The organism is Streptomyces sp. NPDC046821, assembly GCF_040645335.1.
Classification (GTDB): Bacteria; Actinomycetota; Actinomycetes; order Streptomycetales; family Streptomycetaceae; genus Streptomyces.
Genome location: NZ_JBEYYB010000007.1, coordinates 360,611 through 386,897 on the forward strand (window position 1 = coordinate 360,611; position 26,287 = coordinate 386,897).

At 71.8% G+C, this 26,287-nt stretch carries 23 protein-coding genes; 16 read left to right on the top strand and 7 right to left on the bottom strand.

Annotated elements, in window-relative coordinates; genetic code table 11:
- Positions 1-110: 110 nt before the first annotated feature.
- From ABZ893_RS16720 to ABZ893_RS16740, 5 genes are all read right to left on the bottom strand, one after another.
- On the bottom strand, positions 111-965 hold the full coding sequence (locus ABZ893_RS16720; RefSeq protein WP_361403344.1) for a DMT family transporter: 855 nt from the start codon (positions 963-965) through the stop codon (positions 111-113).
- On the bottom strand, positions 962-1,471 hold the full coding sequence (locus tag ABZ893_RS16725; protein ID WP_361403347.1) for a YbaK/EbsC family protein: 510 nt from the start codon (positions 1,469-1,471) through the stop codon (positions 962-964). Before ABZ893_RS16725 ends, ABZ893_RS16720 begins: the two co-directional genes overlap by 4 nt.
- 335 nt (positions 1,472-1,806) lie before the next feature.
- Positions 1,807-3,468, bottom strand: coding sequence for a penicillin-binding transpeptidase domain-containing protein (locus ABZ893_RS16730; RefSeq protein ID WP_361403594.1), 1,662 nt, complete (start codon positions 3,466-3,468; stop codon positions 1,807-1,809).
- 101 nt (positions 3,469-3,569) lie between these two features.
- Positions 3,570-5,207, bottom strand: a complete 1,638-nt coding sequence (locus tag ABZ893_RS16735) for a penicillin-binding transpeptidase domain-containing protein (RefSeq protein ID WP_361403350.1) — start codon at positions 5,205-5,207, stop codon at positions 3,570-3,572.
- Positions 5,208-5,259: 52 nt separating this feature from the next.
- The gene (locus ABZ893_RS16740) at positions 5,260-7,014 is read right to left on the bottom strand and encodes a phospholipid carrier-dependent glycosyltransferase (protein ID WP_361403353.1); all 1,755 of its coding nucleotides are present in this window, start codon (positions 7,012-7,014) and stop codon (positions 5,260-5,262) included.
- A gap of 197 nt (positions 7,015-7,211) precedes the next feature.
- Between ABZ893_RS16740 and rsmI the strand changes: the two genes are divergently transcribed.
- The 14 genes from rsmI to galK all read left to right on the top strand — a co-directional run bounded on the left by rsmI (position 7,212) and on the right by galK (position 23,653).
- Positions 7,212-8,108: a 16S rRNA (cytidine(1402)-2'-O)-methyltransferase gene (gene rsmI / locus ABZ893_RS16745; protein WP_361403355.1), complete on the top strand. Its 897-nt coding sequence runs from the start codon at positions 7,212-7,214 to the stop codon at positions 8,106-8,108.
- 195 nt (positions 8,109-8,303) lie between these two features.
- On the top strand, positions 8,304-8,744 hold the full coding sequence (locus ABZ893_RS16750; protein ID WP_361403358.1) for a hypothetical protein: 441 nt from the start codon (positions 8,304-8,306) through the stop codon (positions 8,742-8,744).
- Positions 8,745-8,790: 46 nt separating this feature from the next.
- The gene (locus ABZ893_RS16755) at positions 8,791-9,672 is read left to right on the top strand and encodes a TatD family hydrolase (protein WP_361403360.1); all 882 of its coding nucleotides are present in this window, start codon (positions 8,791-8,793) and stop codon (positions 9,670-9,672) included.
- A gap of 134 nt (positions 9,673-9,806) precedes the next feature.
- On the top strand, positions 9,807-11,141 hold the full coding sequence (locus ABZ893_RS16760) for a ubiquitin-like domain-containing protein (protein WP_361403363.1): 1,335 nt from the start codon (positions 9,807-9,809) through the stop codon (positions 11,139-11,141).
- 61 nt (positions 11,142-11,202) lie between these two features.
- Positions 11,203-12,081, top strand: coding sequence for a 16S rRNA (adenine(1518)-N(6)/adenine(1519)-N(6))-dimethyltransferase RsmA (gene rsmA / locus ABZ893_RS16765; RefSeq protein WP_361403366.1), 879 nt, complete (start codon positions 11,203-11,205; stop codon positions 12,079-12,081).
- Entirely contained in the window at positions 12,078-12,977 is a 900-nt protein-coding gene (locus ABZ893_RS16770) for a 4-(cytidine 5'-diphospho)-2-C-methyl-D-erythritol kinase (RefSeq protein ID WP_361403369.1), read from the top strand. The genes rsmA and ABZ893_RS16770 overlap by 4 nt, the downstream gene beginning before the upstream one ends.
- A gap of 186 nt (positions 12,978-13,163) precedes the next feature.
- Entirely contained in the window at positions 13,164-13,445 is a 282-nt protein-coding gene (locus ABZ893_RS16775) for a hypothetical protein (RefSeq protein ID WP_361403372.1), read from the top strand.
- 23 nt (positions 13,446-13,468) lie between these two features.
- Positions 13,469-15,280, top strand: coding sequence for an ABC-F family ATP-binding cassette domain-containing protein (locus ABZ893_RS16780; RefSeq protein WP_361403374.1), 1,812 nt, complete (start codon positions 13,469-13,471; stop codon positions 15,278-15,280).
- Between the two features lie 181 nt (positions 15,281-15,461).
- The gene (locus ABZ893_RS16785) at positions 15,462-17,294 is read left to right on the top strand and encodes a PQQ-binding-like beta-propeller repeat protein (RefSeq protein ID WP_361403376.1); all 1,833 of its coding nucleotides are present in this window, start codon (positions 15,462-15,464) and stop codon (positions 17,292-17,294) included.
- Positions 17,295-17,370: 76 nt separating this feature from the next.
- Complete coding sequence (locus ABZ893_RS16790; protein WP_361403379.1) at positions 17,371-19,302, top strand: PQQ-binding-like beta-propeller repeat protein; 1,932 nt, start codon at positions 17,371-17,373, stop codon at positions 19,300-19,302.
- A gap of 258 nt (positions 19,303-19,560) precedes the next feature.
- Positions 19,561-20,256 carry a response regulator transcription factor gene (locus ABZ893_RS16795; protein WP_361403382.1) on the top strand — a complete coding sequence of 232 codons (696 nt, stop codon included), beginning with the start codon at positions 19,561-19,563 and terminating at the stop codon, positions 20,254-20,256.
- A gap of 200 nt (positions 20,257-20,456) precedes the next feature.
- Positions 20,457-21,527 (top strand): galactose-1-phosphate uridylyltransferase, encoded by a 1,071-nt coding sequence (gene galT / locus ABZ893_RS16800; protein WP_361403385.1) that lies wholly within the window; start codon positions 20,457-20,459, stop codon positions 21,525-21,527.
- The gene (gene galE, locus ABZ893_RS16805) at positions 21,524-22,489 is read left to right on the top strand and encodes a UDP-glucose 4-epimerase GalE (protein WP_361403388.1); all 966 of its coding nucleotides are present in this window, start codon (positions 21,524-21,526) and stop codon (positions 22,487-22,489) included. The genes galT and galE overlap by 4 nt, the downstream gene beginning before the upstream one ends.
- A 3-nt stretch (positions 22,490-22,492) precedes the next feature.
- Positions 22,493-23,653, top strand: a complete 1,161-nt coding sequence (galK, locus tag ABZ893_RS16810) for a galactokinase (protein WP_361403391.1) — start codon at positions 22,493-22,495, stop codon at positions 23,651-23,653.
- Between the two features lie 2 nt (positions 23,654-23,655).
- Here galK and ABZ893_RS16815 read toward each other — a convergent pair whose 3' ends face one another.
- A complete protein-coding gene (locus tag ABZ893_RS16815) occupies positions 23,656-24,111 on the bottom strand; it encodes a GNAT family N-acetyltransferase (RefSeq protein WP_361403394.1) in 456 nt (151 codons plus the stop codon).
- Positions 24,112-24,371: 260 nt separating this feature from the next.
- On the opposite strand from ABZ893_RS16815, the gene ABZ893_RS16820 reads away from it, so the two are divergent.
- Positions 24,372-25,124, top strand: a complete 753-nt coding sequence (locus ABZ893_RS16820) for a response regulator transcription factor (protein ID WP_361403397.1) — start codon at positions 24,372-24,374, stop codon at positions 25,122-25,124.
- Between the two features lie 178 nt (positions 25,125-25,302).
- Complete coding sequence (locus tag ABZ893_RS16825; protein ID WP_361403597.1) at positions 25,303-25,710, top strand: hypothetical protein; 408 nt, start codon at positions 25,303-25,305, stop codon at positions 25,708-25,710.
- Positions 25,711-25,725: 15 nt separating this feature from the next.
- Here the strand turns inward: ABZ893_RS16825 and ABZ893_RS16830 are convergent, their stop codons facing one another.
- Positions 25,726-26,223, bottom strand: a complete 498-nt coding sequence (locus tag ABZ893_RS16830) for a MarR family transcriptional regulator (protein ID WP_361403400.1) — start codon at positions 26,221-26,223, stop codon at positions 25,726-25,728.
- Between the last annotated feature and the right edge of the window lie 64 nt (positions 26,224-26,287).

Here is a 26,287-nt window from a genome sequence, read left to right on the forward strand (position 1 = left end):
ACCCGCGCCCCATGAGACCCGCGCCCCATGAGACCCGCCCCCATAAGCCCCGCCCCCATAAGCCCCGCCCCCTACCCCGCCGCCCCCAGCATCAGCCCGATCCCCGCCCCCTATCCCGCCGCCCGCAGCATCAGCCCGATCCCCGCCACCATCAGCCCCGCCGCGACCAGCCGCGGCGCCCCGAACCGTTCCTTGAAGAACACCGCCCCGATCGCCGCGCCCACGATGATCGAGGACTCACGCAGCGCCGACACCGGCGCGAGGTCCGCCCGGGTCTGGGCCCACAGCACGAGCCCGTACGCGGCCACCGAAAGCGCTGCCCCCAGCAGCCCGACCTCCGCGAACGGCCGTACCCGCGCGCCCAGTTCACCGCGCCACACCCACCCCGCGTACACCGGAACGCCGAGCCCGCCGAGGATCATCAGCCACGCGATGTACCCGAGCGAGTTCCCGGACGCGCGCACGCCGAGGCCGTCCACCACCGTGTAAGCGGCGATGGACACGCCCGTCGCGAGCGCCGCCCCCACGGCCGCCCACGCGGGCCTGCGCCCTGAACCCCGTATGCCCCACAGGGCGAGACCCGTCAGGCCCGCGCAGGAGACGGCGATGCCCGCCGCCTGCCAGCCGTCGGGGACCTCGCCCGCGAAGAGCGCCGCGAGCACCGTCACCACGAGGGGTGCCGTGCCGCGCGCGATCGGGTAGGCCTGGCCGAAGTCGCCGAGTCTGAACGACCGCATGAGCAGGGCGTAGTACGCGACGTGGAGGACGGCCGAGCCGACCAGGTACGGCCAGGCGGCGGCGTGCGGGAGTGGTACGAAGGGTGCGGCGGCGAGGCCGATCAGGGCGCCGCCGCCCGAGATCAGGGTGAAGCCGACCAGCTTGTCGGTGATGTGGTGGGCGATCGCGTTCCAGCTCGCGTGGGTGACCGCCGCGAGGAGGACGGCCGCCGCGACGAGCGGGGTCACCGATCGGTCTCGCGTACGTCCACGAGGGTGGCGCCGGCATGGGTGATCAGCGACTTCGGGTCCATCGGGAACACCGCGTGGGGGTTGCCGGCGGCGGCCCACACGATGTCGTGGTCGAGGAGCGAACGGTCCGCCAGGACGCGGGTCCGGGTCACGTGCCCGAAGGGCGGGACGCCGCCGATCGCGTACCCCGTCGTCTCGCGCACGACGTCCGCCTTCGCGCGCGTGACCTTGTCCGCGCCCAGCTCGCGCCGCACCAGCTCCAGGTCCACCCGCGACGACCCGTCCATCAGGACCAGGACCGGGACCGAGTCCGCCGCGAAGATCAACGACTTGCAGATCTCGCTGAGTTCACAGCCGATCGCGGCGGCGGCCTCCTGCGCGGTACGTGCCGCGTCCGGGAAGCGGCGGACGAGCGGGAGTACGTCGGCCAGGCCCAACTCGGTGAGGGCGGCGGCAAAGCGAGGGTGGGCGGAGGCGGATCCGGTGGACTCAGGGGTACTCATCCCGGCACGGTAGCCGTCGGTGTACAGACCACGCGACCGGGTATCGGCCGTAGCAACCGAGACCGAGACGCCCCCGCAGCCGCCCGCGCGCGAGAGGGGACGTGGCGGTGTGTGCGCGGAGCACACAAGCCCACTCCCCGGGCGCAGAACATGGCGGCCCAGGAGAAGGGATGGCGAGCACGTACACACCGCCGCGGCCCCGCCCCACAACGCAGCACCGCCTCCCGGCCACCAGGCCCGTCCCGCCTCACCCCACGGAACGCCCACCGCCGCCAGCGCTCAGCTAGCCGCCAGCGCTCAGCCCCCCCGGCCAGCGCCCAGCCCCCCGCCAGCGCTCAGCCCCCCGCCAGCAACATCTTCCGCACAACCGGCCCCGCCGAATCCCCACCGTGACCGCCCTGCTGGACGACCGCCGCCGAGGCGAGGTCGCCGCGCCAGGCCGTGAACCAGCCGTTCGGCTTCTTCTGGTTGTCGACCTCCGCAGAGCCCGTCTTCGCGCCCATGTCCGAGCCGAGGCCGGACATCGGCTCGACAGCCGTACCGGCCACGGCCGTGTAGTGCAGCAGGTCGCGCAGGCCGCTCACGGTCGCGGGGGAGAGCTTGCGGGAGGCCGTCGCGAGGGTGCGGTGGTCGACGTCGGGCGAGACGAGGTACGGCTGCCGGAAGACGCCCGTCTCGGCGGTGGCGACGACGGACGCCATGTTCAGCGGGTTCATCCGGACGCCGCCCTGACCGATCAGCGAAGCGGCCATCTGCGCCTGGGACTGCACGGGGACGCCGCCGTCGAAGCTGGGGACGCCGATGGACCAGTTGCCGCGGCCGAGCCCGAAGACCTCCTGGGCCTGCTTGGTCAGGTCGTCGTCGTGCAGTTTCTCGGCCTGGCTGATGAAGGCCGTGTTGCAGGACCGCGCGAAGCTCGCCTTGAACGTGCCGTTCTTGATCTCGAACTTCTTGTCGTTCTGGAACTTCCAGCCGCCGTACGTCACGTACTTGGGGCACGGGTGCGGCTTGTCGACGCCCGCGAGGTTCTTCTCCAGGAGGAGGGACGACGTCACGATCTTCATCGTGGAGCCGGGGGCCAGCGAGCCCTGGAACGCGGTGTTGAAGCCCCCGGGGCGGGAGTTGGCGACCGCGAGGATCTCGCCGGTCGACGGCTTGATGGCGACGACGGCGGCCTTGTCCCGGCCCGCGACCTCGTGTTCGGCCGCGGCCTGCGAGACGGGGCTGATGGTGGTGCGCAGGGTGCCGGGCGTGCCCTTGGTGAGGGTGACCAGCGTCTTGTCGGGCTGCTGCTCGCTCTTCTTGCCGCTGTCCTTGTGGACGACGCGCAGTTCGATGCCGGCGGTGCCGCCCGCCGTCTTGCCGTACCGCTCGCGCAGCCCGTCGATGACCGTGGCGAGCGAGGGGAACTTGTCCGTCGACAGTTCCTTGCCGTCGCGGTCGGTCGCCGTGATCGGGGGGTCGCCGGCCTCGCCCGTGACGAGCTTGTCGCCGTCCTGGGTGAGGTCCGGGTGCAGGACGGACGTCTTCCAGCCGACGAGCGGCTTGCCGTCCTGCGCCCGCCGCACGACGGTGAGTTCGGACCCGTAGGCGAACGGCTTGCTCTTCCCCTTGTACGAGACGGTGGTGGACACGGAGAAGGGCAGCTTGGCGCCGGAGCCCTTGCCCGGCGTCAGCTTCACGCCGGTCAGGTGGGCGTCCTTGGTGTACGAGGTGAGCGCAGCCGTCGCCGAAGGGGCGTCGTCCGTGGCGGCGGCCGCCTTCGCGGTGTCGCCCGCGGCCCACGCGGTCAGGAAGCGGTCGGCCGCGGTGCGGGCCTCGGCCGAGGTGACGGGCCCGGAGGGCACCTTGGGCTTGTCGTCGGCGGCGGCCGTCTGCGTCTGCTCCGAGCCGCTGCCGCCGAAGAGGGCGTACGCGCCGGCTCCTCCGCCGAGCACCACGACGGCGGCCACCCCGCCGATCACCGCGGCGTTCGCCTTCTTGCGCTCGTGCCGCATACCCCTGCTGCCCACCCGTTCCTCCGTCGTAGCCCGGTCCGCTCAATTCCTCGCGGGACGGCCCAGACTAAGGCGTCCAGATGTGTGCCCCCGACGGAGTCTCAGGTTCCGGCCCGCAGCACCGCAGCCACGATCGGGCCCGCCGCGTCGCCGCCGTGGCCGCCCTCCTCGGTGACCGCGGCAGCCGCGACATCCCCGCGATAACCGGCGAACCAGCTGTTCGACTTCTCCTGTCCGGTGACCTCGGCGGAGCCGGTCTTGGCGCCGATTTCGGTACCCAGACCCGCCATCACCTGCGCCGCGGTTCCCACCGTCGCTGTGCGATACATCATGGTCCGCAACTGCGAAGCCGTACCCGGGGCGAGCCCTTGGGCCTGCGCGAGTTCACGGTCGTCGAGGGAGCGCGGCACGAGCACGGGCTGGCGGAAGGCGCCGTTCTTCACGGTCGCCGTGACGGACGCCATGTTCAGCGGATTCATCTGGACCTGGCCCTGTCCGATGGCGTTGGCGGCGCGGTCGGGCCCGCCGGACGCGGGGACCGTGCCGTCGGCCGAGGCGATGCCGGTCTTCCAGTTCTCCTGGCCGAGGCCGAACCGGTCCTGTGCCTCGCGGGTCAACGACTCGTCCGTCAGCGGCTGTTCGTCGATGAGCTTCACGAACGCCGTGTTGCAGGACCGCGCGAAGCTGTCCGCGAGCGTGGCGCTCTCGTTCGGCCGCATCCCCGGCAGGTTGTGGAACGTCTGGCTCTGCCAGGTCGCGGTGTCCGGGCACGGCGCCGGGCTGTTCATGGAGGCGACACCGTTGTCAATGAGCATGGCCGCGGTGATGATCTTCATCGTGGAGCCGGGAGGCTGCTGGCCCAGGAAGGCGGCGTTGAAGTCGTCCTTGCGGTGGTTGGCGACCGCGAGGATGTCGCCCGTGCTCGGCTGCACGGCCACCACGGACGACTCGGCGTAGCTCAGCACCGCCCGCTCCGCCGCCGCCTGCGCGGTCGCACTCAGCGTTGTCGGCAGCTTCCCCGCCTTGCCCTTGGCGAGCGTGAGCAGCGTCTTGGAGCCCGCGTCCTCGCTCTCGCGCTTGATGTACGTCTCCACGCCCGGCTCGCCGCCGGTCTGGTCGCCGTACTTCTCGCGAAGCTTGTCGAGGATCGGGCCGAGCGAGGGGTACTTGTCCGCCGTCAGGACGTTGCCCGCGCGGTCGACGGCCTCGATGGGCGGCGCCTCGGCCTCGCCGGTGACGAGGGTGTCGCCGCGCTCCATGTCCGGATGCACCACGGACGCCTGCCAGTCGACCAGCGCCCGGCCGGTGCTGAGCCCCCGCACGACCGTGAGCGCGGAGTCGTACGACAGGGTCTTCTTCTTCCCGCCGTACGCCACCGTGGCCTTCACCGTGAACGGGACCCGGGCACCCGAGCGCGCGCCCGCCGTCAGAGTGGTGTGCGTGACGTGCGCGTCGTCGCTCCAGCCGGTCAGCGCCGCGAGCGCCGCGTCCGCGTTGTTCGTGTAGTTCGACGCCGCGTCCGGGTTCTCCTCCGCCCACGCGGTGAGGAACTTCTGCGACACGTCCTTGATCTCGTCCGCCGTCGGTGGCCCGGTCCTGCGCGGCGCGGGAGCCCCCGCCGTACTGGATCCGCCCGTCCCGGTGACGGCCGTCACCAGGTTGTAGCCGCCGTACCCCGCGCCTCCGACCATGACGGCGAACACCCCGCCGACCACAGTGGCCTTGACCCCTCTTCGCATGTCCAGTCCCCTCCCCCAGGTTCCTGGGGGGACTGTAGACCGGCTTTCGGTGTCACACCCACGTATCGAGCCACATACGTGACTGCCAGGAGTCGAACGGGATGGCCTGACCCGTATAGATCGGCCAGAAGTAGATGAAATTCCACACGATCAGGAGGACGAGGGCGCCCGCGCCCGCCGCGCCCACGATCCGGCGCCGCTCCGAGGACCCGGGTGGCCCCAGGATCGCGCCCACCAGCATCGCGACGCCCAGGCACAGGAACGGCACGAACACGACCGCGTAGAAGAAGAAGATCGTGCGTTCCTGGTAGTTGAACCACGGCAGGTAGCCCGCCGCGATGCCGCACGCGATCGCGCCCGCCCGCCAGTCACGGCGGAAGAACCAGCGCCACAGCAGATAGAGGACGGCGAAGACGGCGGCCCACCACAGGAGCGGGGTGCCGAGCGCGAGGACCTCGCGGGCGCACTTGTCGCCGGCGCCCACCGGACAGCCGTCCTTGCCGGGCGCCGGGGACTCGTAGAAGTACGAGACCGGGCGGCCGTCGACGAGCCAGCTCCACGGGTTCGACTGGTAGATGTGCGGGGAGCTCAGGCCGACGTTGAACTTGTAGACCTCGTGCTCGTAGTGCCACAGGCTGCGCACCCAGTCGGGCAGCCAGGTCCAGGAGCCGCCGCGGCCGGAGGTCGCCGCCCAGTTGCGGAAGTAGCCGCCGGTCCCGTCGGCCGGAGAAAGGATCCAGCCCAGCCAGGACAGGACGTACGTGCCGACCGCGACCGGGACCGTCGACAGGAACGCCCAGCCGAGATCCCGCTTGAGCACGGTGGCGTACGGCCGCCTGGCCCCCGCGACGCGGCGCGCGCCGACGTCCCACAGGACCGTGAGGATGCCGAACGCGGCCAGATAGATGAAGCCGTTCCACTTCGTGCCGGCGGCGAGGCCCAGGCACAGGCCGGCGAGCAGCCGCCACGGGCGCCAGCCGAGGCCCAGCGTCTCGGCGACGTGCGCGTCGGGGCGCGGCACGCCGTCCTCACCCCTCGGCAGTGCGGCGGCCAGCGCCCCGCGCGCCCTGTCGCGGTCCACGACCAGGCAGCCGAACGCGGCGACCACGAAGAACACGAGGACGGAGTCGAGCAGCGCCGTGCGGCTCATCACGAACGCGAGCCCGTCCACCGCGAGCAGCAGCCCGGCCAGACAGCCCAGGAACGTCGACCGCAGCAGCCGCCGCCCGATGCGGCACACCAGGAACACCGTCAGCGTCCCGAGCAGCGCTGTCATGAACCGCCAGCCGAACGGGGTGAACCCGAACATCCACTCGCCGATGCCGATGACGTACTTGCCGACCGGCGGATGCACGACGTACGCGGCCTCGTGCGGGATCGGGACGTGGCCGCCGGTCCTGAGGATCAGGTCGTTGGCGTTCTTGTCCCAGTTGACCTCGAAGCCGCGGTGGATCAGCGCCCACGCGTCCTTCGCGTAGTACGTCTCGTCGAATATCACGGCCTTCGGGCTGCCGAGGCGCCAGAACCGCATGAGGCCCGCGACGAGCGTCACGACCAGCGGGCCGAGCCAGGCCGACCAGCGCGTGAGCGCCCGCGCGGTGCCGTCGCCGATGCCGAGCGTCGCCCACAGACGGGACGACGGCGGCGCGTACGGCGGCACGAGCCGCGACCCCACGTCACCTCTCGGCCGCGCCACGTGACCGAACCGGCGCAGCCGCCGCTCCCACGTCGACGGCTGCCGCTCCTCGCCGGGGGCCGGCGGAGCGCTGGTCGAGAGCGAGGTGGCGGAAGAAGCGGTACGGGTCACCGCGCCATCGTAGGGAACGCGGCTGTGTGAGGGGGCGACTGCCGATTCCCGAGTCCCGCGAGTGCCCCGACCGGGTCGGGCCGTACGGGCGCGGGACCCACCTAGCCGGGCGGGAGGCAGCGGGGCGGGACCCACTGGGTCGGGCGGGCGGCGGAGGGGCGGGACGCCGTCGTTCCCGCCCCTGCGAGGATGGACCGGTGACAGCTAGCTCTGATTCCCCCGGAACGCTCGTGCTCGCGGGCACGCCCATCGGTGACGTGGCGGACGCGCCGCCCCGGCTCAGCGCGGAGCTGGCCGCCGCCGACGTCATCGCCGCCGAGGACACCCGCCGGCTGCGCCGTCTGACGCAGGCGCTCGGCGTGACGCCCGCCGGACGCGTCGTGTCCTACTTCGAGGGGAACGAGTCCGCCCGTACGCCCGAGCTGGTCGAGGCGCTCGCGGGCGGGGCCCGGGTGCTCCTCGTGACCGACGCCGGGATGCCGTCCGTGTCCGACCCCGGGTACCGGCTCGTCGCCGCGGCCGTCGAGCGGGACATCAAGGTCACCGCCGTACCGGGCCCGTCCGCCGTGCTCACCGCGCTCGCGCTGTCCGGGCTCCCCGTCGACCGGTTCTGCTTCGAGGGCTTCCTGCCCCGCAAGGCCGGCGAGCGCATGGGCCGGCTGCGCGAGGTGGCCGACGAGCGCCGCACCCTCGTCTACTTCGAGGCCCCGCACCGCCTCGACGACACCCTCGCCGCGATGGCCGAGGCCTTCGGCGAGGACCGCCGCGCGGCCGTGTGCCGCGAGCTCACCAAGACGTACGAGGAAGTGAAGCGCGGCCCGCTCGGGGAGCTCGCGCGCTGGGCGGCCGAGGGCGTACGCGGCGAGATCACCGTCGTCGTGGAGGGCGCCCCGGAGAAGGGCGCGGAGGAACTCGACGCCTCTGAGCTGGTACGCAGGGTGCTCGTGCGGGAGGAGGCGGGGGAGCGGCGCAAGGAGGCGATCGCCGCCGTGGCCGCCGAAGCAGGCCTACCCAAACGGGAGGTCTTCGACGCCGTGGTGGCGGCAAAGAATGCCGCGCGCGACGCCCCATCGGCGGGCAAAGGACTAGCCTGAAAGGCAAAGCGCAGGCCCCGCATCAGGTCCGTTCCGGCATGGAAAGGCCAAATCAGCTCCAACAGTCGACAGGCCTGATGCGTATCCGCCGGGAGAAGCGTCCACTGGTTGAAGGGACGCACCTGTCCCACGCTTCAGGGTGGATGTAATGCCCCCGCCCGGAGGTGCCTTGTCCACCGGACAAGAGGAGCTGGCATGAGTGAGATCGCAGGCGCCGTACCGACCCCGGCCAGTGCAACCGCGCCCCCGATACCGAACCGGAGCGCGGCCACGGCGATAGCCCACGAGTCGTACTCTTTCGCCTGCATGAGGTGCGGTCACGGCTGGGAACAGTCGTACGAGATCGAGCACCACATCGACGGTGACGGCGCGGAGTTCGTGATGTACGTGGCGGGAGGCGCGCGGGTCCCGTCCCCGCTGACCCGTCCCACGTGCGCCAACTGCGACGGCCATGTCGTACGGATCATGCGGGCCGGACGCGTCTCGTCCGTCCGCGACGTGATGCACCGCCCGGCGACGACGCCGCACCCGCGCGAGCCGCAGGCCGCGGGCGGCGAGGAGCGTCCCGCGAAGCAGCACCATCACTGGCACCTCTCCGACCTCCTCCACCCCTTCCACCACCGCAAGCACGACTGAGCGGCCGCCCCTCTGGCCCCGCGCCCCGGCTTCGTAGGATCGGGGCATGAGCTCTGACCGTTCGAAGGACGTCACCCCGCCGCCGCTGCCCGCGCCCCTGTCGGTGCCGGTCGCCGACTCGCACACCCACCTCGACATGCAGTCGGGCACGGTGGAGGAGGGCCTCGCCAAGGCCGCGTCGGTGGGTGTGACGACGGTCGTCCAGGTCGGCTGCGACGTGAACGGGTCCCGCTGGGCCGCCGACACCGCGGCGGCCCACGCGAGCGTGCACGCCACCGTCGCCCTGCACCCGAACGAGGCGCCCCGGATCGTCCTGGGCGACCCCGACGGCTGGTCCCGGCAGGGCGAGCGGCCGGCCGGCGGTGACGCGGCCCTCGACGAGGCGCTCGCCGAGATCGACCGACTCGCGGCCCTCCCGCACGTGAAGGGCGTCGGCGAGACCGGCCTCGACCACTTCCGTACGGGACCTGAAGGCATGGCCGCGCAGGAGCGTTCGTTCCGTGCACACATCGAGATCGCCAAGCGGCACGGCAAGGCACTTGTGATCCACGACCGGGACGCCCACGACGACGTGCTGCGGATCCTCAAGGAGGAGGGCGCCCCCGAGCGCACCGTCTTCCACTGCTACTCGGGTGACGCGGCGATGGCGAAGGTCTGCGCGGAGCACGGCTACTACATGTCGTTCGCCGGGAACGTCACCTTCAAGAACGCCCAGCATCTGCGTGACGCGCTGGCCGTCGCCCCGCGCGAACTCGTCCTGGTCGAGACCGACGCGCCCTTCCTGACCCCCGCGCCCTACCGCGGACGGCCTAACGCCCCGTATCTCATTCCGGTCACGCTGCGCGCGATGGCCGCGGTCAAGGGCCTGGACGAGGACACCTTGGCGGCGGCGGTCTCCGCGAACACTGCGCGCGCGTTCGATTACTGACGGATCACGCCCGCGGCTCCGGCGGGCGGTCCGGCGCGGGCCCGGGGCGCGACACAACGTAGTCGCGTGGCTTTGGAGAGTGACCGTCGCTCCGCTAGGTTCTCCTCGCCCGATCCGGACCCAGGAGCGCTGTCGTGAGCAATTCGCCGTACGGGACGTACGAACCGCAGGAGACGCTCGACGCTCCCGGCGGGTACGGGTTAGCGCCCGGCCCGTACCCGGGTGACACCTACCGGCCCGGCTTCGAGTCCATGGAGACGCTGCCCGCGTGGCAGGTCCCCGAGACGGCGGTGCCGCAGCAGCCCGCCCCCGTCCCGCGGTCCGGGGGGCGCGCCGAGGCCCGGCGGGCGGCGCGGCGCAAGAGACGGCCCGAGCGTCCGGAATCCCTGGGGCGCCTGTTGCCGCAGGCGCTCGTCGTCGCGGTACTCGCCGGCGGCACGACCGCGTTCGTCGCCGCCGACAAGGCCGTCGAACTCAGCGTCGACGGCAAGTCCCGCACCCTGCACACCTTCGCGGGCGACGTCTCCGACCTGCTCGCCGACGAAGGACTCACCGTCGGCCCGCACGACATCGTCGCTCCCGCCCCCGGCGCCGCCCTGGCCAGCGGAGACGAGGTCGCCGTGCGCTACGGCCGGCCCGTCCACCTCACCCTCGACGGGGAGCGCCGCAAGGTGTGGACCACCGCCGGCACCGTGGCGGGCGCCCTGCGCCAGCTCGGCGTCCGGGCCGAGGGCGCCTACGTGTCCACGTCCCGCTCCCGCCGCATCGCCCGCGACGGACTCGCGCTCGACGTCCGCACCGAGCGCAGCGTCACGGTCATGGCCGACGGCCGCGAAACCACCGTCCGCACGAACGCCGCCACCGTGCGGGAGGTCGTCGACGAGGCGGGCGTCCAGCTGCACGGCGAGGACACCACGTCGGTGCCGCAGGACAGCTTCCCGCGCGACGGGCAGACGGTCACCGTCATGCGGATCAAGGGCAGCACCGAAGTACGGGACGAACCCATCGCGTTCGAGGTGGAGCGGAGCGACGACCCGACCCTGTTCCGCGGCACCGAGGTCGTCGAGCGCGCCGGCCAGCAGGGCACCCGCCGCGTCACCTACTCCCTGCGCACCGTCAACGGCGTCCGGCAGAAGCCGCGCCGGGTGCGGACCGAGGTCGTGCGCGAGCCGCGCAGCCAGGTCGTGAAGGTCGGCACCAAACCGCTGCCGTCCTCCGTCGCCGGGACGGACAGCCTGAACTGGAACGGGCTCGCGCAGTGCGAGTCGGGCGGCAGCCCCTCCGCGACCGACGCGACCGGCACGTACGGCGGGCTCTACCAGTTCGACGTACAGACCTGGCACAGCCTGGGCGGCGGGGGCCGGCCGCAGGACGCGTCCGCGTCGGAGCAGACGTACCGGGCGAAGAAGCTGTACGTGCAGCGCGGCACCGGGCCGTGGCCGCACTGCGGGGGGCGCCTGCACGGGTAGGCGGGCGGCCGCACAGGTAGGCGTGGGCGGGGGTCAGCGGTACGCCCCGTACCCTGAGACCGTGAGCACCACTGACCCCCAGGGCCCCCTGCTTGGCCCCGCCGACATCCGCGAACTGGCGGCAGCCCTGGGCGTACGGCCCACGAAACAGCGCGGCCAGAACTTCGTCATCGACGCCAACACGGTCCGCCGTATCGTGCGCACCGCCGAGGTCACCCCCGAGGACAACGTCGTCGAGGTCGGACCGGGCCTCGGCTCGCTGACCCTGGCGCTCCTGGACGTGGCGGCCCACGTCACCGCCGTGGAGATCGACGACGTGCTCGCCGCCGCGCTCCCCGCGACGATCGAGGCGCGCCTCCCGCGGAAGAAGGACGCGTTCGCGCTCGTCCACTCCGACGCGATGCTCGTGTCCGAACTGCCGGGCCCGGCGCCCACGGCGCTCGTCGCGAACCTGCCCTACAACGTCGCCGTGCCGGTCCTGCTGCACATGCTCGACACCTTCCCGACCATCGAGCGCACGCTCGTCATGGTGCAGGCCGAGGTCGCCGACCGCCTCGCCGCCGCCCCCGGCTCGAAGGTCTACGGCGTCCCGTCGGTCAAGGCCAACTGGTACGCGGACGTGAAGCGCGCCGGGTCCATCGGGCGGAACGTCTTCTGGCCCGCGCCGAACGTCGACAGCGGTCTCGTCTCGCTGGTCCGGCGCACCGAGCCGGTGGCGACGACCGCCTCCAAGCGCGAGGTCTTCGCCGTCGTCGACGCGGCCTTCGCGCAGCGCCGCAAGACCCTGCGGGCCGCGCTGTCCGGCTGGGCCGGATCGGCCGCCGCCGCCGAGGCCGCCCTGGTCGCGGCCGGTGTCTCGCCGCAGGCTCGCGGTGAGGCCCTGACCGTCGAGGAGTTCGCGCGGATCGCGGAGAACAAGAACGCCGGAGACCAGGCGTGAGCGTCACCGTTCGGGTCCCCGCCAAGGTCAACGTCCAGCTCGCGGTGGGCGGCGCCCGCCCCGACGGCTTCCACGACCTCGCCAATGTCTTCCTCGCCGTCGGCCTCTACGACGACGTCACGGCGACGCCCGCAGGTGAACTGACCCTCACCTGCGAGGGCCCCGGCGCGGACCAGGTCCCCCTCGACCGTACGAACCTCGCGGCCCGCGCCGCGATCGCGCTCGGCGAGCGGTACGGGATCGAGCCCCGCGTCCACCTGCACATCGCCAAGGACATCCCTGTCGCGGGCGGCATGGCGGGCGGTTCCGCCGACGCGGCCGGCGCGCTCGTGGCCTGCGACGCGCTGTGGGGCACGGGTGCCTCGCGGGCCGAACTCCTGGACATCTGCGCCGAGTTGGGCAGCGACGTGCCGTTCAGCCTCGTCGGCGGGGCCGCGCTCGGCACCGGACGCGGCGAGAAGCTGCAACTCCTGGACGTGGGCGGCGAGTTCTGGTGGGTGTTCGCGGCCGCCGACGGGGGTCTGTCGACGCCCGCCGTGTACCGCGAGTTCGACCGGCTCTGGGAAGGGCGTGACGTGCCCGAGCCCGTCGCCGCGCCCGCGCTCCTCGACGCCCTGCGCACCGGCGACGTGTCCGCTCTGGCGGCCACCGTCACGAACGACCTCCAGCCCGCGGCCCTCTCGCTCTTCCCGTCCCTGAAGTCCACGCTCGACACGGGCACGGCGGCGGGCGCGCTCGCCGCACTGGTCTCGGGCTCCGGCCCGACGACGGCGTACCTCGCGGCGGACGCGGAGTCGGCCCACCGGATCGCCAACTCCCTTACGGAGTCGGGCACTTGCCGCTCGGCACGGGTGGCCTCGTCCCCGGCGGCGGGCGCGACGGTCATCAAGAGCTGACGCTCGTCGAAGGCTGACGCTCATCAAGAGCTGACGCTCGTCAAGGGCTGACGCTCGTCAAAGGCTGACGCTCGTCAAAGGCTGACGCTCATCAAGGGCTGACGCCCCGGCGCGGGTGCGTACTCATGAGTAACTGAGTACGCGCACGCTGTCGGCCCCCGCCCAGGTCGCGACACCGTGGTCGTCATGACCACCGACAACACGGACGCCCGGCACCGGCGCCGCCGGCGCCGTATCGGCCGAGCCGTCGTCCCGCTCGGCGCCCTCGCCCTCGTCGGGCTGCACACCGCCCTCGCCACCCGCGGCCACCTTCTGCCGCCGCCGGCCGGCGGCCCGCTGCAGGGCCGGGTGGCCCGCCCCCGCGAGGTCGCGGCCCTCGGCCGGGCCGCCGCGCGCCGGTGCGGGCGGGCCCGGCGACGGTACGCACGGCCGGGGACGCCGGGCGCGGCGACTACGCTGGAAGACTGATCCATCCCCTTGTCAGGAGCGAAATGGCAGTCAACCTGGTCAATGTCGAGGCAGTCAGCAAGGTGTACGGCACGCGTGCCCTGCTCGACGGCGTATCGCTCGGCGTGTCCGAAGGGGACCGGATCGGTGTCGTCGGGCGGAACGGAGACGGCAAGACCACCCTCATCCGGATGCTCGCCAAGCTGGAGGAGGCCGACACCGGCCGCGTCACGCACAGCGGTGGCCTGCGCCTCGGCGTCCTCACCCAGCACGACTCCCTCGACCCCGAGGCGACCGTCCGGCACGAGGTCATCGGTGACATGGCCGACCACGAGTGGGCCGGCGACGCCAAGGTCCGCGACGTGCTCACCGGACTCTTCGGCGGTCTCGACCTGCCCGGCTTCGAGAAGGGCCTCGACACCGTCATCGGCCCGCTCTCCGGCGGCGAGCGGCGCCGTATCGCGCTCGCGAAGCTCCTCATCGGCGAGCCCGACCTGATCGTCCTCGACGAGCCCACCAACCACCTCGACGTCGAGGGCATCTCCTGGCTGGCGAGCCACCTCCAGGCCCGCCGCTCCGCGCTCGTCTGCGTGACCCACGACCGCTGGTTCCTCGACCAGGTCTGCACCCGCATGTGGGACGTGCAGAAGGGCGACGTCTTCGAGTACGAGGGCGGCTACAGCGACTACGTCTTCGCGCGGGCCGAGCGCGAGCGCATCGCCGCGACCGAGGAGGCCAAGCGGCAGAACCTGATGCGCAAGGAGCTGGCCTGGCTGCGCCGCGGCGCCCCCGCCCGCACCTCCAAGCCCCGCTACCGCATCGAGGCCGCGAACGAGCTCATCGCCGACGTGCCGGAGCCGCGCGACAAGAGCGAGCTGATGAAGTTCGCCAGCTCCCGGCTCGGCAAGACCGTGTTCGACCTGGAAGACGTCACCGTGCAGGCCGGGCCCAAGGTGCTCCTCAAGCACCTGACCTGGCAGCTCGGCCCCGGCGACCGCATCGGCCTGGTCGGCGTGAACGGCGCGGGCAAGACCTCCCTGCTGCGCGCCCTCGCGCAGGCCGCCCGTACCGAGGGCGAGGCGCAGCCGGCCGCCGGCCGGGTCGTCGTCGGCAAGACCGTGAAGCTCGCCTACCTCTCCCAGGAGGTCGCCGAACTCAACCCCGAACTGCGGGTCCTCCAGGCCGTGCAGCAGGTCCGCGACCGCGTCGACCTCGGCAAGGGCCGCGAGATGACCGCGGGCCAGCTCTGCGAGACGTTCGGCTTCAACAAGGAGAAGCAGTGGACGCCGGTCGGCGACCTCTCCGGTGGTGAGCGCCGTCGCCTCCAGATCCTGCGCCTGCTCATGGACGAGCCGAACGTGCTCTTCCTCGACGAGCCGACGAACGACCTCGACATCGAGACCCTGACGCAGCTGGAGGACCTGCTCGACGGCTGGCCCGGCTCCATGGTCGTGATCTCCCACGACCGGTTCTTCATCGAGCGCACGACGGACCGGGTGTTCGCGCTGCTCGGTGACGGCGCGCTGCGGATGCTGCCGCGCGGCATCGACGAGTACCTGGAGCGCCGGCACGCGATGGAGGACGCGGTGGCCGCCGCCTCCCCGATCGCCGCCGCCGCGCCCGCCGCGCAGAAGACCGTCTCCGCCGCGGACGCCCGCGCCGCGAAGAAGGAGCTCCAGAAGATCGAGCGTCAGCTGGACAAGATCTCCGAGAAGGAGACCAAGCTGCACGCACAGATCGCCGAGAACGCCACAGACTTCGCGAAGGTGGCCAAGCTGGACGCGGAACTGAGGGAACTGGGCGGCGAGCGCGAGGAGTTGGAGATGCGCTGGCTGGAACTCGCGGAGGACGCGTGAAGACCCAGTAACAGACCCATCACGGGCCGGTCCTCCCTTGGGAACAGGGGAGCGACCGGCCCTATGTGCTAGTGCACAGGGTGATAGAAAAGGGCGCCGGTACCTGCCTGAGACCGGCCAGAGAACGACCTGAAAACGACCAGGCGAGCAGAACACATCAGTGAAGACGGGGGGAGCGCTGATGACTCAGCCGCCCAATCAGCCGCCGCAAGGCGGATTCGGAGCACCACAGGATCCCGAGCAGCCTCCGGCCCAGCCGCCGCAGCCTCCGGCCGGCGCCCCACAGCCTCCGGCCCAGCCGCCGGCCGGTGCCCCGCAGACGCCGCCGGCCCCGCAGCCCGGATACGGCTACCCCCAGCAGCCCGGCCCGTACGGCCAGCCCCCGCAGGGCGGCCCCTACGGCTACCCGCAGCAGCCGGGCCCGTACGGTCAGCCCGCGCAGCAGCCCGGTCCCTACGGTCAGCCCCAGCAGCCCGGCCCCTACGGCCAGCAGCCGGGTCCGTACGGCCAGCAGCCGCAGTACGGGTACCCGCAGCAGCAGCCCCAGTTCCCCGGTGGCCCGGCGGCCCCGGGCGGCGGTGGCGGCAACTTCTTCAAGAGCAAGGCCGGGATCATCACGGCCGCCGCGGTGGCCGTCGTCGTGATCGCCGGCGGTGTGGTCTGGGCGGTCGTGGGCGGCGGCGGTGACCCGAAGAAGCCGGTCGCCGACAAGAGCCAGGACCCGAAGCCCGCGAGCTCCGCCCCGGTCAACCCGGGTGACGGCTCCGGTGACGGGAACGCCGGCTCGGAGGACCTCAACGCGGGCCGCAAGGCGGGCGAGTCGAAGATCCTCTGGTACAAGACGGCCCCCAAGGCACCCGGTTCCGGCGCGGACGCCCCCGGCATGTGGATCACCGACACGATCGCCGCGAAGGCCGCCTACAACGAGATCGTCGGGTACGACATCGAGGGCGGCCGCCCGAGCTGGCCGACGGTCACGCTGCCGCAGAAGATCTGCGGCGCCACCGCGCAGAAGTCCGACGAGGACAAGGTCGCCGTCGCGTACATGAGCGGCATCACCGACCGCGCCAAGTGCAACACGGTGGAGCAGATCGACCTGAAGACCGGCAAGAAGGACTGGGAGGCGAAGATCTCCGAGGGTGCCCTCTTCGACAGCACCAGCACCGGGATCGAGCTCACCTACGCCGGCAAGACGCTGATGGTCGGCCGGCAGATGTCCGGCGTCGGCCTGAGCGCGGCCGACGGCAAGCAGATCTTCGAGAAGAAGAAGTACGGCGCCGCCTGCTTCCCGTCGGCGTTCGCCGGCGGCGAGCGCCTGCTGGCCGTCTCCTCCTGCGGTGCCTCCACGGACAAGGAGCACGAGGAGATCCAGGAGCTGGATCCGGCCACCGGCAAGACGAAGTGGACCAAGGCGTTCCCCAAGGGCTGGAAGGTCGCCCGCACCTACTCCCTGTCCCCGGTCGTCCTCTACCTGACGAACGAGGACAAGAAGCAGTGGAACATCACCACGCTGAAGGACGGCAGCGGCGCGGTGCGGTCCGAGGTCAAGGTCGACGAGCAGTGGGCGCCCGAGTGCGGCTGGGCCATCCTCGACCGTAATCTCCAGGGCTGCACCGGCGTCGCGGCCGACGCCGACACGCTGTACCTGCCGACCAAGGCCTCCAGCGGCAGTGCCAACGAGGTCGTCGCGATCAGCCTGGACAGCGGCAAGGAGCGCTGGCGCGTGAAGTCGCCGGTGGCCGAGAACATGCTGCCGCTGAAGACGCAGGGCGGCGACCTGATCGCCTACGTCAACGCCTCGTACGACGCCGGGGGCAAGGTCGTCTCCGTCGCGGCGTCGGGCTCGCACACGCCGAAGACGCTGCTGCAGAACCCGGCGGGCACCGCCGAGATCGAGAGCGGCTTCTACTCCAAGGCGATCGACTACGTCGACGGACGCTTCTACATCTCCACGACGCGTCTGTCCGGCAACATCAAGGGCCAGGAGAAGCTGATGCTGGCGTACGGCAACTAGCCACCGTCCCGCTGTCAGTTACCGCCCACTGCTCCGCCGTCCGCTCCTCCTTCCCGCATCACGAGGTACACACGTCATGACCCAGCCGCCCCAGCCGCCGAACGAGCCGCCGCAGGACGGTTCCGGCACGCCGCAGGATCCCCCGCCGGTCAGCTTCGGCAAGCCCGCGGAGCCCCCGGCCCCGGGCTTCGGTGCCCCGCAGGAGCCGCCGGCGGGAGGCTTCGGCGCCCCGCAGGAGCCCCCGGCCCAGGGCTTCGGCGCGCCCCAGGACCCGCCGCCCGCAGGGTTCGGCGCGCCCACGCCGCCGCCCGCGCAGCAGCCCGGTTACGGCTACCCGCAGGCACCCCAGACGCCGCCCCCGGGACAGCCGCCGCAGCCCCCGACCATGCCGATGGCGCCGCAGGGCCAGCCCGGCTACGGCCAGCCGCAGGCCCCGGCGCCCCAGTACGGCTACCCGGCCCAGCAGCCCCAGCAGGGCTACGGCTACCCGGGCCAGCAGCCCCAGTACGGCGCGTACCCGCCGCCCGCCACGACGCCCATGCAGACGGCGGGCGCCGGCGTCGGCAAGAAGATCAGCAACCAGATGATGATCATCATCGGTGCCGTCGTCGCGGTCGCCCTGATCGTCGGCGGCGGTGTCTGGTACTCCTCGTCGTCCGGTGACGACACGAACGCCAGCTCCGCGGGACCGACCGGTGGCGGCGGCAAGGGCGGCGGCGACAACAAGGGCGGCTCGGGCGGCGGCCCGATCGGCGGGGAGAGCAAGGAGAAGGCCCCGGCGAACACCAGCGCCCAGGTCCTCTTCCAGCTCCCTCAGCACGAGGTGCCCAAGAATGAGGTCTTCACCGTCAAGGGCTCCTGGCTCACCGACACGACGTACGCCAAGTCGGGGCTCGACGAGATCGTCGGCTACAGCTCCGTCACCGGCAAGAAGTCCTGGGCCCTCCCGATGTCCGGCCAGACGTGCGGCGCCGCCCCCGAGATCACCGAGGACGGCCTGAGCGCCGTCGTCAGCGAGGCCGCCCCGCGCAAGGCCAAGGACTACACGCCGGAGAACTGCACGCAGATCACGGTATTCAACGTCGACACCGGCAAGAAGCTGTGGACGAAGAGCCTCGAGAGCGGCGGTCGTGAGATCGCGTTCAAGGAGCTGTCGATCACCGGCTCCACGCTGGCGGCCGGCGGCGGCTACGACGGCGGCGCGGCCTTCGACCTCAAGACCGGCAAGATCCTCTGGCAGCCGCAGACCGGCTCGTGCAAGGACATGGGCTACCGCGGCGGCGAGCAGCTGGTCGCGGTCCGCAAGTGCGGTGACTTCGGGGACGAGAAGCACCAGGTGCAGCTCCTCGACCCGGCGACGGGCAAGCCGAAGTGGACCTACAAGGTCCCGGCCAATGTGAACGTGATCGCCGTGGTCTCCACCAAGCCGGTCACGTTCGTGATCGCCACCGGTGAGGAGGTCCAGTATTCGGACCTGTTCTCGCTCGACGACAACACCGGGCAGCTCCGCGCCAAGATCTCGCTGGAGAAGGACAAGTACGACTTCGACTGCGACGTCGTCCTGGTCCACGACTGCAAGGGCATCACGGTCGGCAACGACCGGGTCTACATGCCGACCAAGGAGCACCAGGGCAGCGGCATCAGCACGACCAACGAGATCGTGTCGTTCTCGCTGGCGACCGGCAAGCCCACCGGTGACCGCGTCGACGGCGGCGACTACAAGATCTTCCCGGTCCGCATGGACGGCGGGAACATCCTGGCGTACAAGGACGGCCCCTACGACAAGGGCTCCGAGATCGTCACGATCGACCCGAAGACGCTGAAGGAGACGACGCTCCTGGTCACTCCGGCGACGGAAGCCGTGTCCAGCGTCATCAGCGGCATGGTCCCGAGGACGTCCGAGATGCTCTACACCAACGGCCGCCTGATCATGTCGAAGGACCTCATCTCCCACCCGTACTCGGCGGACGACAAGGAGTACGAGGCCGTGGCCTTCGCCACGCAGTAGCTCAGGGGCGGCCGAGCGCCGCTGCGAGCCGTACCCGACGGCCCCGTACCGCTTCCCGGTGCGGGGCCGTCGGCGTAGGTACGCGCTTGCCGGCCGGGAGATACCGGCAGTTCAGGCACTTCTCGTCGTAGGGGAAGCGCTATGGCGGAGGAGCGTGTAGCTTCCCGGGGATGAGGAGGGCGGGGAGTCGGGGGGCTTTCCGGACCGTGGGGGTGTGCGGGGCCTTGTGGGGTCCCGGGGGATGTGGGGGAGGGCTCTATGGCCGTGCGGCTCATGGTGGTCGACGACCACCGACTGCTCGCCGAGGCGCTCGCCTCGGCCCTGAAGCTGCGCGGACACCGGGTCCTCGCGGCGGCCGCGCCCGCCGCGGGAGCGGCCGACCTGGTGATCGCGCGGGTGCCCGAGGTCTGCCTGATCGGTACGGCGACGCCCGCGCAGCCGGGCATCTTCGACCCGATCGTGCGGATCAAGCGGGAGCGCCCGCAGGTGGCGGTGGTCGTCCTCGGGCCGGTGCCGTCACCGCGCGGCATCGCGGCGGCGTTCGCGGCCGGTGCCTCCGGATACGTACGGCACGACGAGCGGATCGAGGGTGTCGAGCGTGCCCTGATGAAGGCGCGGGCGGGCGAGGCGGCCGTGGCGCCGCAGCTCCTCCAAGGGGCCTTCGCCGAGCTGCTCAACCCGGCCGCGCAGCCCGACGACGAGGCGCAGCGGCTGCTGGAAGTGCTGACGCCGCGTGAGGTCGAGGTCCTGGTGCGGGTCGCGGAGGGCGAGGACACCCGGGTCATCGCGGCCGGCATGGGCATCGCGCCGAGCACGGCCCGTACGCATGTGCAGCGGGTCCTGATGAAGCTGGGCGTCGGTTCGCGTCTGGAGGCGGCGGCGCTCGCGGCGCGTACGGGGCTGCTCGACCGGGCGGGGGCGCTGCCGCTCGATGCCGGGCCTGATGGTGTGTAGCGGCTGAGGTTCTTTGTTCGGTTGTGGTGGGTGGACCGGAGAGTCTTCTCGGGCGCCCTCGCCACTTTCTTTAGTGTGCCCACAACTCCCCTTCTGCGTAAGCGTTTGTGCGCGCGATCCCTTGACGGCCCCGTTGCCCCGTGCTTTGTTATGTTTGATTCTGTTGAGTTGTTGGCGGGTGTGGACGAGGAGCAGCACAGGTGAAGAAGACGTCGACCCGGCTCGCCGACGGTCGCGAGCTCATCTACTTCGACTCGCGCGACGACGTCGTACGGGACGCGGTGGACCGGCGCCCCCTGGACCCCGTCGCCAGCTCCACCCAGATACGCCGCGACCCCCTGCTCGGCGACGCGGTCGCCGTCGCCTCCCACCGGCAGGCCCGCACCTACCACCCCCCGGCCGACGAATGCCCCCTGTGCCCGTCCGAGGGGGACCGGCTCAGCGAGATCCCCGACTCCTCGTACGACGTCGCCGTGTTCGAGAACCGCTTCCCCTCGCTCGCCGGGGACGCGGGCCGCTGCGAGGTCGTCTGCTTCACGTCCGACCACGAGGCGTCCTTCGCCGACCTGACCGAGGAACAGGCCGGACTCGTCCTGGAGGCCTGGACCGACCGCACCGCCGAGATGGCCCAACTCCCGTCCGTGGAACAGGTCTTCTGCTTCGAGAACCGCGGCGCCGAGATCGGCGTCACCCTCGGCCACCCGCACGGCCAGATCTACGGCTACCCCTTCACCACCCCCCGCACCGCCCTCATGCTGCGCTCGCTCGCCGAGTACAAGGAGCGCACCGGCGGCCGCAACCTGTTCGACGACGTCCTCGCCGAGGAGCGCACCGGCGAGCGGGTCGTCATCGAGGGCGACCACTGGGTGGCCTTCGTCCCGTACGCGGCGCACTGGCCGTACGAGGTGCACCTCTACCCGAAGCGCCGGGTGCCCGATCTGCTCGCGCTCGACGACGCGGCGCGCACAGAGTTTCCCCAGGTGTATCTGGAACTGTTGAGGCGCTTCGACCGGATCTTCGGTGCGGGTGAGCCGCCGACGCCGTACATCTCCGCCTGGCACCAGGCGCCGTTCGGCACACTCGACGCGTGCGGCGGGATCGACGGGGTGCGACGCCACGACTTCGCGCTGCACCTCGAGCTTTTCACCATCCGCCGCACTTCCGGCAAGCTGAAGTTCCTCGCGGGTTCCGAATCCGGCATGAGTGTGTTCATCAACGACGTGCCGCCGGAAACCGCGGCCCAGCGACTGCGAGAGGTAGCGAGTTCATGAGCGGGAAGTACCTGGTCACGGGTGGTGCGGGCTATGTCGGCAGCGTGGTCGCCCAGCATCTCCTGGAGGCCGGCCACCGGGTGACCGTCCTCGACAACCTCTCGACCGGGTTCCGCGCGGGAGTCCCGGCGGGCGCCGAGTTCATCGAGGGCGACATCCGGGACGCCGCCAAGTGGCTGGACTCCTCGTACGACGCCGTCCTGCACTTCGCCGCCTTCTCGCAGGTCGGCGAGTCCGTCGTGAAGCCCGAGAAGTACTGGGAGAACAACGTCGGCGGCACGATGGCGCTGCTCGGCGCGATGCGCGACGCGGACGTCCGCACGCTCGTCTTCTCGTCCACCGCGGCGACGTACGGGGAGCCCGTGAGCTCGCCCATCACCGAGTCCGACCCCACCGCCCCCACCTCCCCGTACGGCGCCACGAAGCTCGCCGTCGACCACATGATCACCGGCGAGGCGGCCGCCCACGGCCTGGCCGCCGTGTCGCTGCGCTACTTCAACGTGGCCGGTGCGTACGGCAGTTGCGGCGAGCGCCACGACCCCGAGTCCCACCTCATCCCGCTCGTCCTCCAGGTCGCCCAGGGCCGCCGCGACGCGATCTCCGTCTACGGCGACGACTACCCGACGCCCGACGGCACCTGCGTCCGCGACTACATCCACGTCGCCGACCTCGCCGAGGCCCACCTCCTCGCCCTCGGCGCCGCGACCACGGGTGAGCACCTGATCTGCAACCTCGGCAACGGCAACGGTTTCTCCGTCCGCGAGGTCATCGAGACCGTCCGCCAGGTCACCGGCCACCCGATCCCCGAGGCCGCCGCACCGCGCCGCGGCGGCGACCCGGCCGTCCTCGTCGCCTCCGCCCAGGTCGCGCGCGAGCGCCTCGGCTGGAACCCGTCCCGCGCGGACCTCGCGGGCATCGTCGCCGACGCCTGGGCCTTCGCCCAGGCCCGCCAGGAGGGGTGACTCATGTCCGTCGCCGCGCAGTTCAGCGATCTGTACGGATACGAGCCCGAGGGGGTCTGGGCCGCGCCCGGCCGCGTCAACCTCATCGGCGAGTACACCGACTTCAACGAGGGCTTCGTGATGCCGCTCGCGCTGCCGCACACCGCCGTGGCCGCCGTTGCGCGGCGCACCGACGGCGTGCTGCGGCTGCACTCCGCGGACATCGACGCCCCGGTCGCCGAACTGCGCGCCGACGGGCTCGCCCCGCTCTCCGCGTTCGGGCAGGGCGGCTGGGCCGCGTACCTCGCGGGCGTGGTGTGGGCGCTGCGCGAGGCCGGGCACGCGATCACCGGCGCCGACGTGCACCTCGCGTCGACGGTGCCGACCGGCGCGGGCCTCTCCTCGTCGGCCGCCCTTGAGGTCGTCATGGCGTTCGCGCTCAACGACCTCTTCCAACTCGGCCTGAGCGGGCCGGAGTTGGCGCGTATCGCACAGCGCGCCGAGAACGACTTCGTGCGCGTGCCCTGCGGGATCATGGATCAGATGGCGTCGGCGTGCGCCACCGAAGGGCACGCCCTGCACCTGGACTGCCGCGACCTGTCCGTCCGCCAGGTCCCGTTCGACCTCGCGGCCCACGGCCTGCAACTCCTCGTCGTCGACACCCGCGTCAAGCACGAGCTGGGCGACGGCGCGTACGCGGAACGCCGCGCGGGCTGCGAGGCGGGCGCGCGAGCACTCGGCGTCTCGCATCTGCGCGACGTGTCTTACGCCGAACTGGACGACGCTCTGGCCCTGTTGGCCGGACGCACCGACGAGCGGATCGTGCGCTACGTCCGCCACGTCGTCGGCGACGACCACCGTGTGGAGCGGGTCATCGCGCTTCTCGACGCGGGTGACGTACGGGCGATCGGCCCGGTCCTGACCGAGGGCCACGTCTCGCTCCGTGACGACCTGCGGATCTCGTGCGCGGAGCTGGATCTCGCCGTGGAGACCGCGAACGCGGCGGGGGCGCTCGGGGCGCGGATGACGGGCGGCGGTTTCGGCGGCTCGGCGGTCGTCCTGGTGGCGGAGACGGACGCGGACGCGGTGACGAAGGCGGTGACGGAGGCGTTCGCGGAGGCGGGCTTCACGGCGCCACGCGTGTTCCCGGCGATTCCGTCACCGGGGGCGCGACGGCTGGTCTGAGCTCAGGTGAGCCTCTTGGTCAGGGTGAATTCCTTGATGCCGGGCGGGTAGTCGGGGATGACGCAGACGAGGTCGTAGCCGTGCTGGCGGTAGAAGCCGGGGGCCTGGAAGTCCCACGTCTCGACGCGGGCGCCGTGGCAGGCGCGGTCGTCGTGGGCGATGCGTTCCGCCTCGGCGAGGAGGCGGGAGCCGAGGCCCTTCGTGCGGTGGCGGTCGTCGACCCAGAGCAGGTTCACATGGAGCCAGGTCGCCCACGTGTGGGCGTCGAGGCCGCCGGCGATCTCCCCGTACTCGTCCAACGCCCATACCTGGAGCGGTACTTCACGGTCCTCGGGGGTTCCGCGCAGCGCCCTGAGCTCGGGCGACGCCGCGGTGTTGGTGTCGCGCAGCCGGGCATGAAGAAGATCGCGCCGCTGTTTGTCGACTTCTGTCTCAATACGAAACATACGCCTCACCATAAACGCGAGGACAAGCCAGTTCTGCAAATTCCCTTCCGCTCCCGGCCCACAGCCCTACTCTGATGGGCAGCATCGGTGGGGGCCGGTGCTGATCAGGGGTGATACGGCCGGGAACGACGCCCGGAGTGGGGGTGGCGGTGCCGGCACGGCGGCGGCCGTGCGACCGCGCCGACCCGCCGCTCCGAGCGTCGTCACCCGCGCCGGCCCCGGCGCCGGGGAGTCCCCGCTCCGTGAGGAGCCCGGGGAAGGGGGTTGAACACGTGGTCCGGATCCGAGTGCTGGTCGTCGACGACCACCGCATCTTCGCCGAGTCGCTCGCCGCGGCCCTCGCCGCCGAGCCCGACGTGGACGTGTCCGCGGCCGGCAGCGGCCCCGCCGCACTGCGCTGCCTGGACCGCGCGGCGGCGGAGGGGCGCCGGTTCGACGTCCTGCTCGTCGACGCCGACCTGGGCGCGGCCCTGCACGGCCCGCGCCCGGCGGCCGTCGTCCCCGACGCGGGGCCCGGCCAGGACGGCGGCCCGGTCGACGGGATCTCGCTGGTGGCGGGAGTGCGGTCGGCCCTGCCCGACGTACGGACCGTGGTGCTCGCGGAGAAGGACGACCCGCGCCGCGCGGCCCTCGCGCTCCAGGCGGGGGCCTCCGGCTGGGTGGCCAAGGACTGTTCGCTGTCGCGGCTGCTCACCGTCATCCGGGGCGTGCTGCGCGACGAGACGCATCTGCCGCCCGCGCTGCTCACGGCCGTCCTGCGCGAGCTGACCGCCGCCCGCAAGCACCGCACCGAGTCCGAGCGCCTGGTGGAGTCGCTGACGCCGCGCGAGCGCGAGGTGCTGCGCTGCATGGTGGCGGGCCTCGGCCGCAAGGCCGTCGCCGAGCGCCTGTTCCTGTCCCCGCACACGGTCCGTACGCACATGCAGAACGTCCTGGGGAAGCTGGGCGTCCACTCCACGCTGGCGGCGGTGGCGCTCGCCCGGCGTGCGGGAGTCGGCCCGGCTGATCTGGAGGCCGCGAGCTGAAGTACCGGGTGAGCTTTTCGGGCGGGTGCGGGTTTCGTCGTGGCTGGTTGCGCAGTTCCCCGCGCCCCTGAAGGCGAACGGCTTCGCCGCCCAGCCTTCATCGGGGCGTCAGACGAACACATCGAGGGAGAAGTGCGTGCAGCTCAAGATCCGGCCCCGATCGAGCGCCGGGTGGACCATGTCCGTTTTCGGGGTGCTGGCCGCTGTCATGGGGATCGTGGGGCTCACGGCGCCGGACGCGCTGATCGGGGTCATGGGGTTCGCCGCAGCGCCCGATGGAGGGCGGCCCGAGGGGGACCACACGCTCGTCTTTCTGACCGCGTCGTCGATGGCCGCGCTCAACATGGGTGTCTACTACGTGCTGGCCGCGGCCGGCGACTGGACGGCCTTCTTCCGTTGGACGGTCCCGTTCAGGCTGCTGACCTGCACCGTCTTCACGCTCGCGGTCCTCGGCGAGCGAGCCCCGACGGGGTTCATCGGAGTGGGCCTGTGGGAGGGCGCGGGCGCCGTGGCGACAGCGTTGGCCCTGCGTGTGGACAGGCGCAGGTCCACCGGGAGCGCGGGCGCGGCAACCGCCCCCGCCTGACCCGCGGAGCGTGCGTCAGCCGGGGATGTTGTCGAACGGGGCGGTCAACTGCCGTAGCAGATTGGCCAGTTCGCCACGCTGGCCGTGCGACAGCTCTACGAGGATGGCGCGCTCCTGGTCGAGGAGGCCCGCGAGTGCCTGGTCGGCGCGGTCCTGTCCCTCGGTGGTCAGGCGCACCAGGACGCCCCGCCGGTCGCTCGGGTCGGGCAGGCGCTCGACGAGGCCCTTCTTGGCGAGCCGGTCGATCCGGTTGGTCATCGTGCCGGACGTGACGAGAGTCTGGGTGAGGAGCTGCCCGGGGGAGAGCTGATAGGGGGCGCCGGCTCGGCGCAGCGACGTCAGTACGTCGAACTCCCACGGCTCGAGCTGGTGCTCGGCGAATGCCAGGCGCCGGGCCCGGTCCAGGTGGCGCGCCAGCCTGCTGACCCGACTGAGCACCTCCAGGGGCTCCACGTCGAGGTCAGGGCGCTCTCTCCGCCATGCTGCGACCAGACGGTCGACCTCATCCTCCATGGCGATCAGTCTAGTTGTTCGCTCGACATGAAGTCTCTTGAATACAACTATCTTGACATCGAGA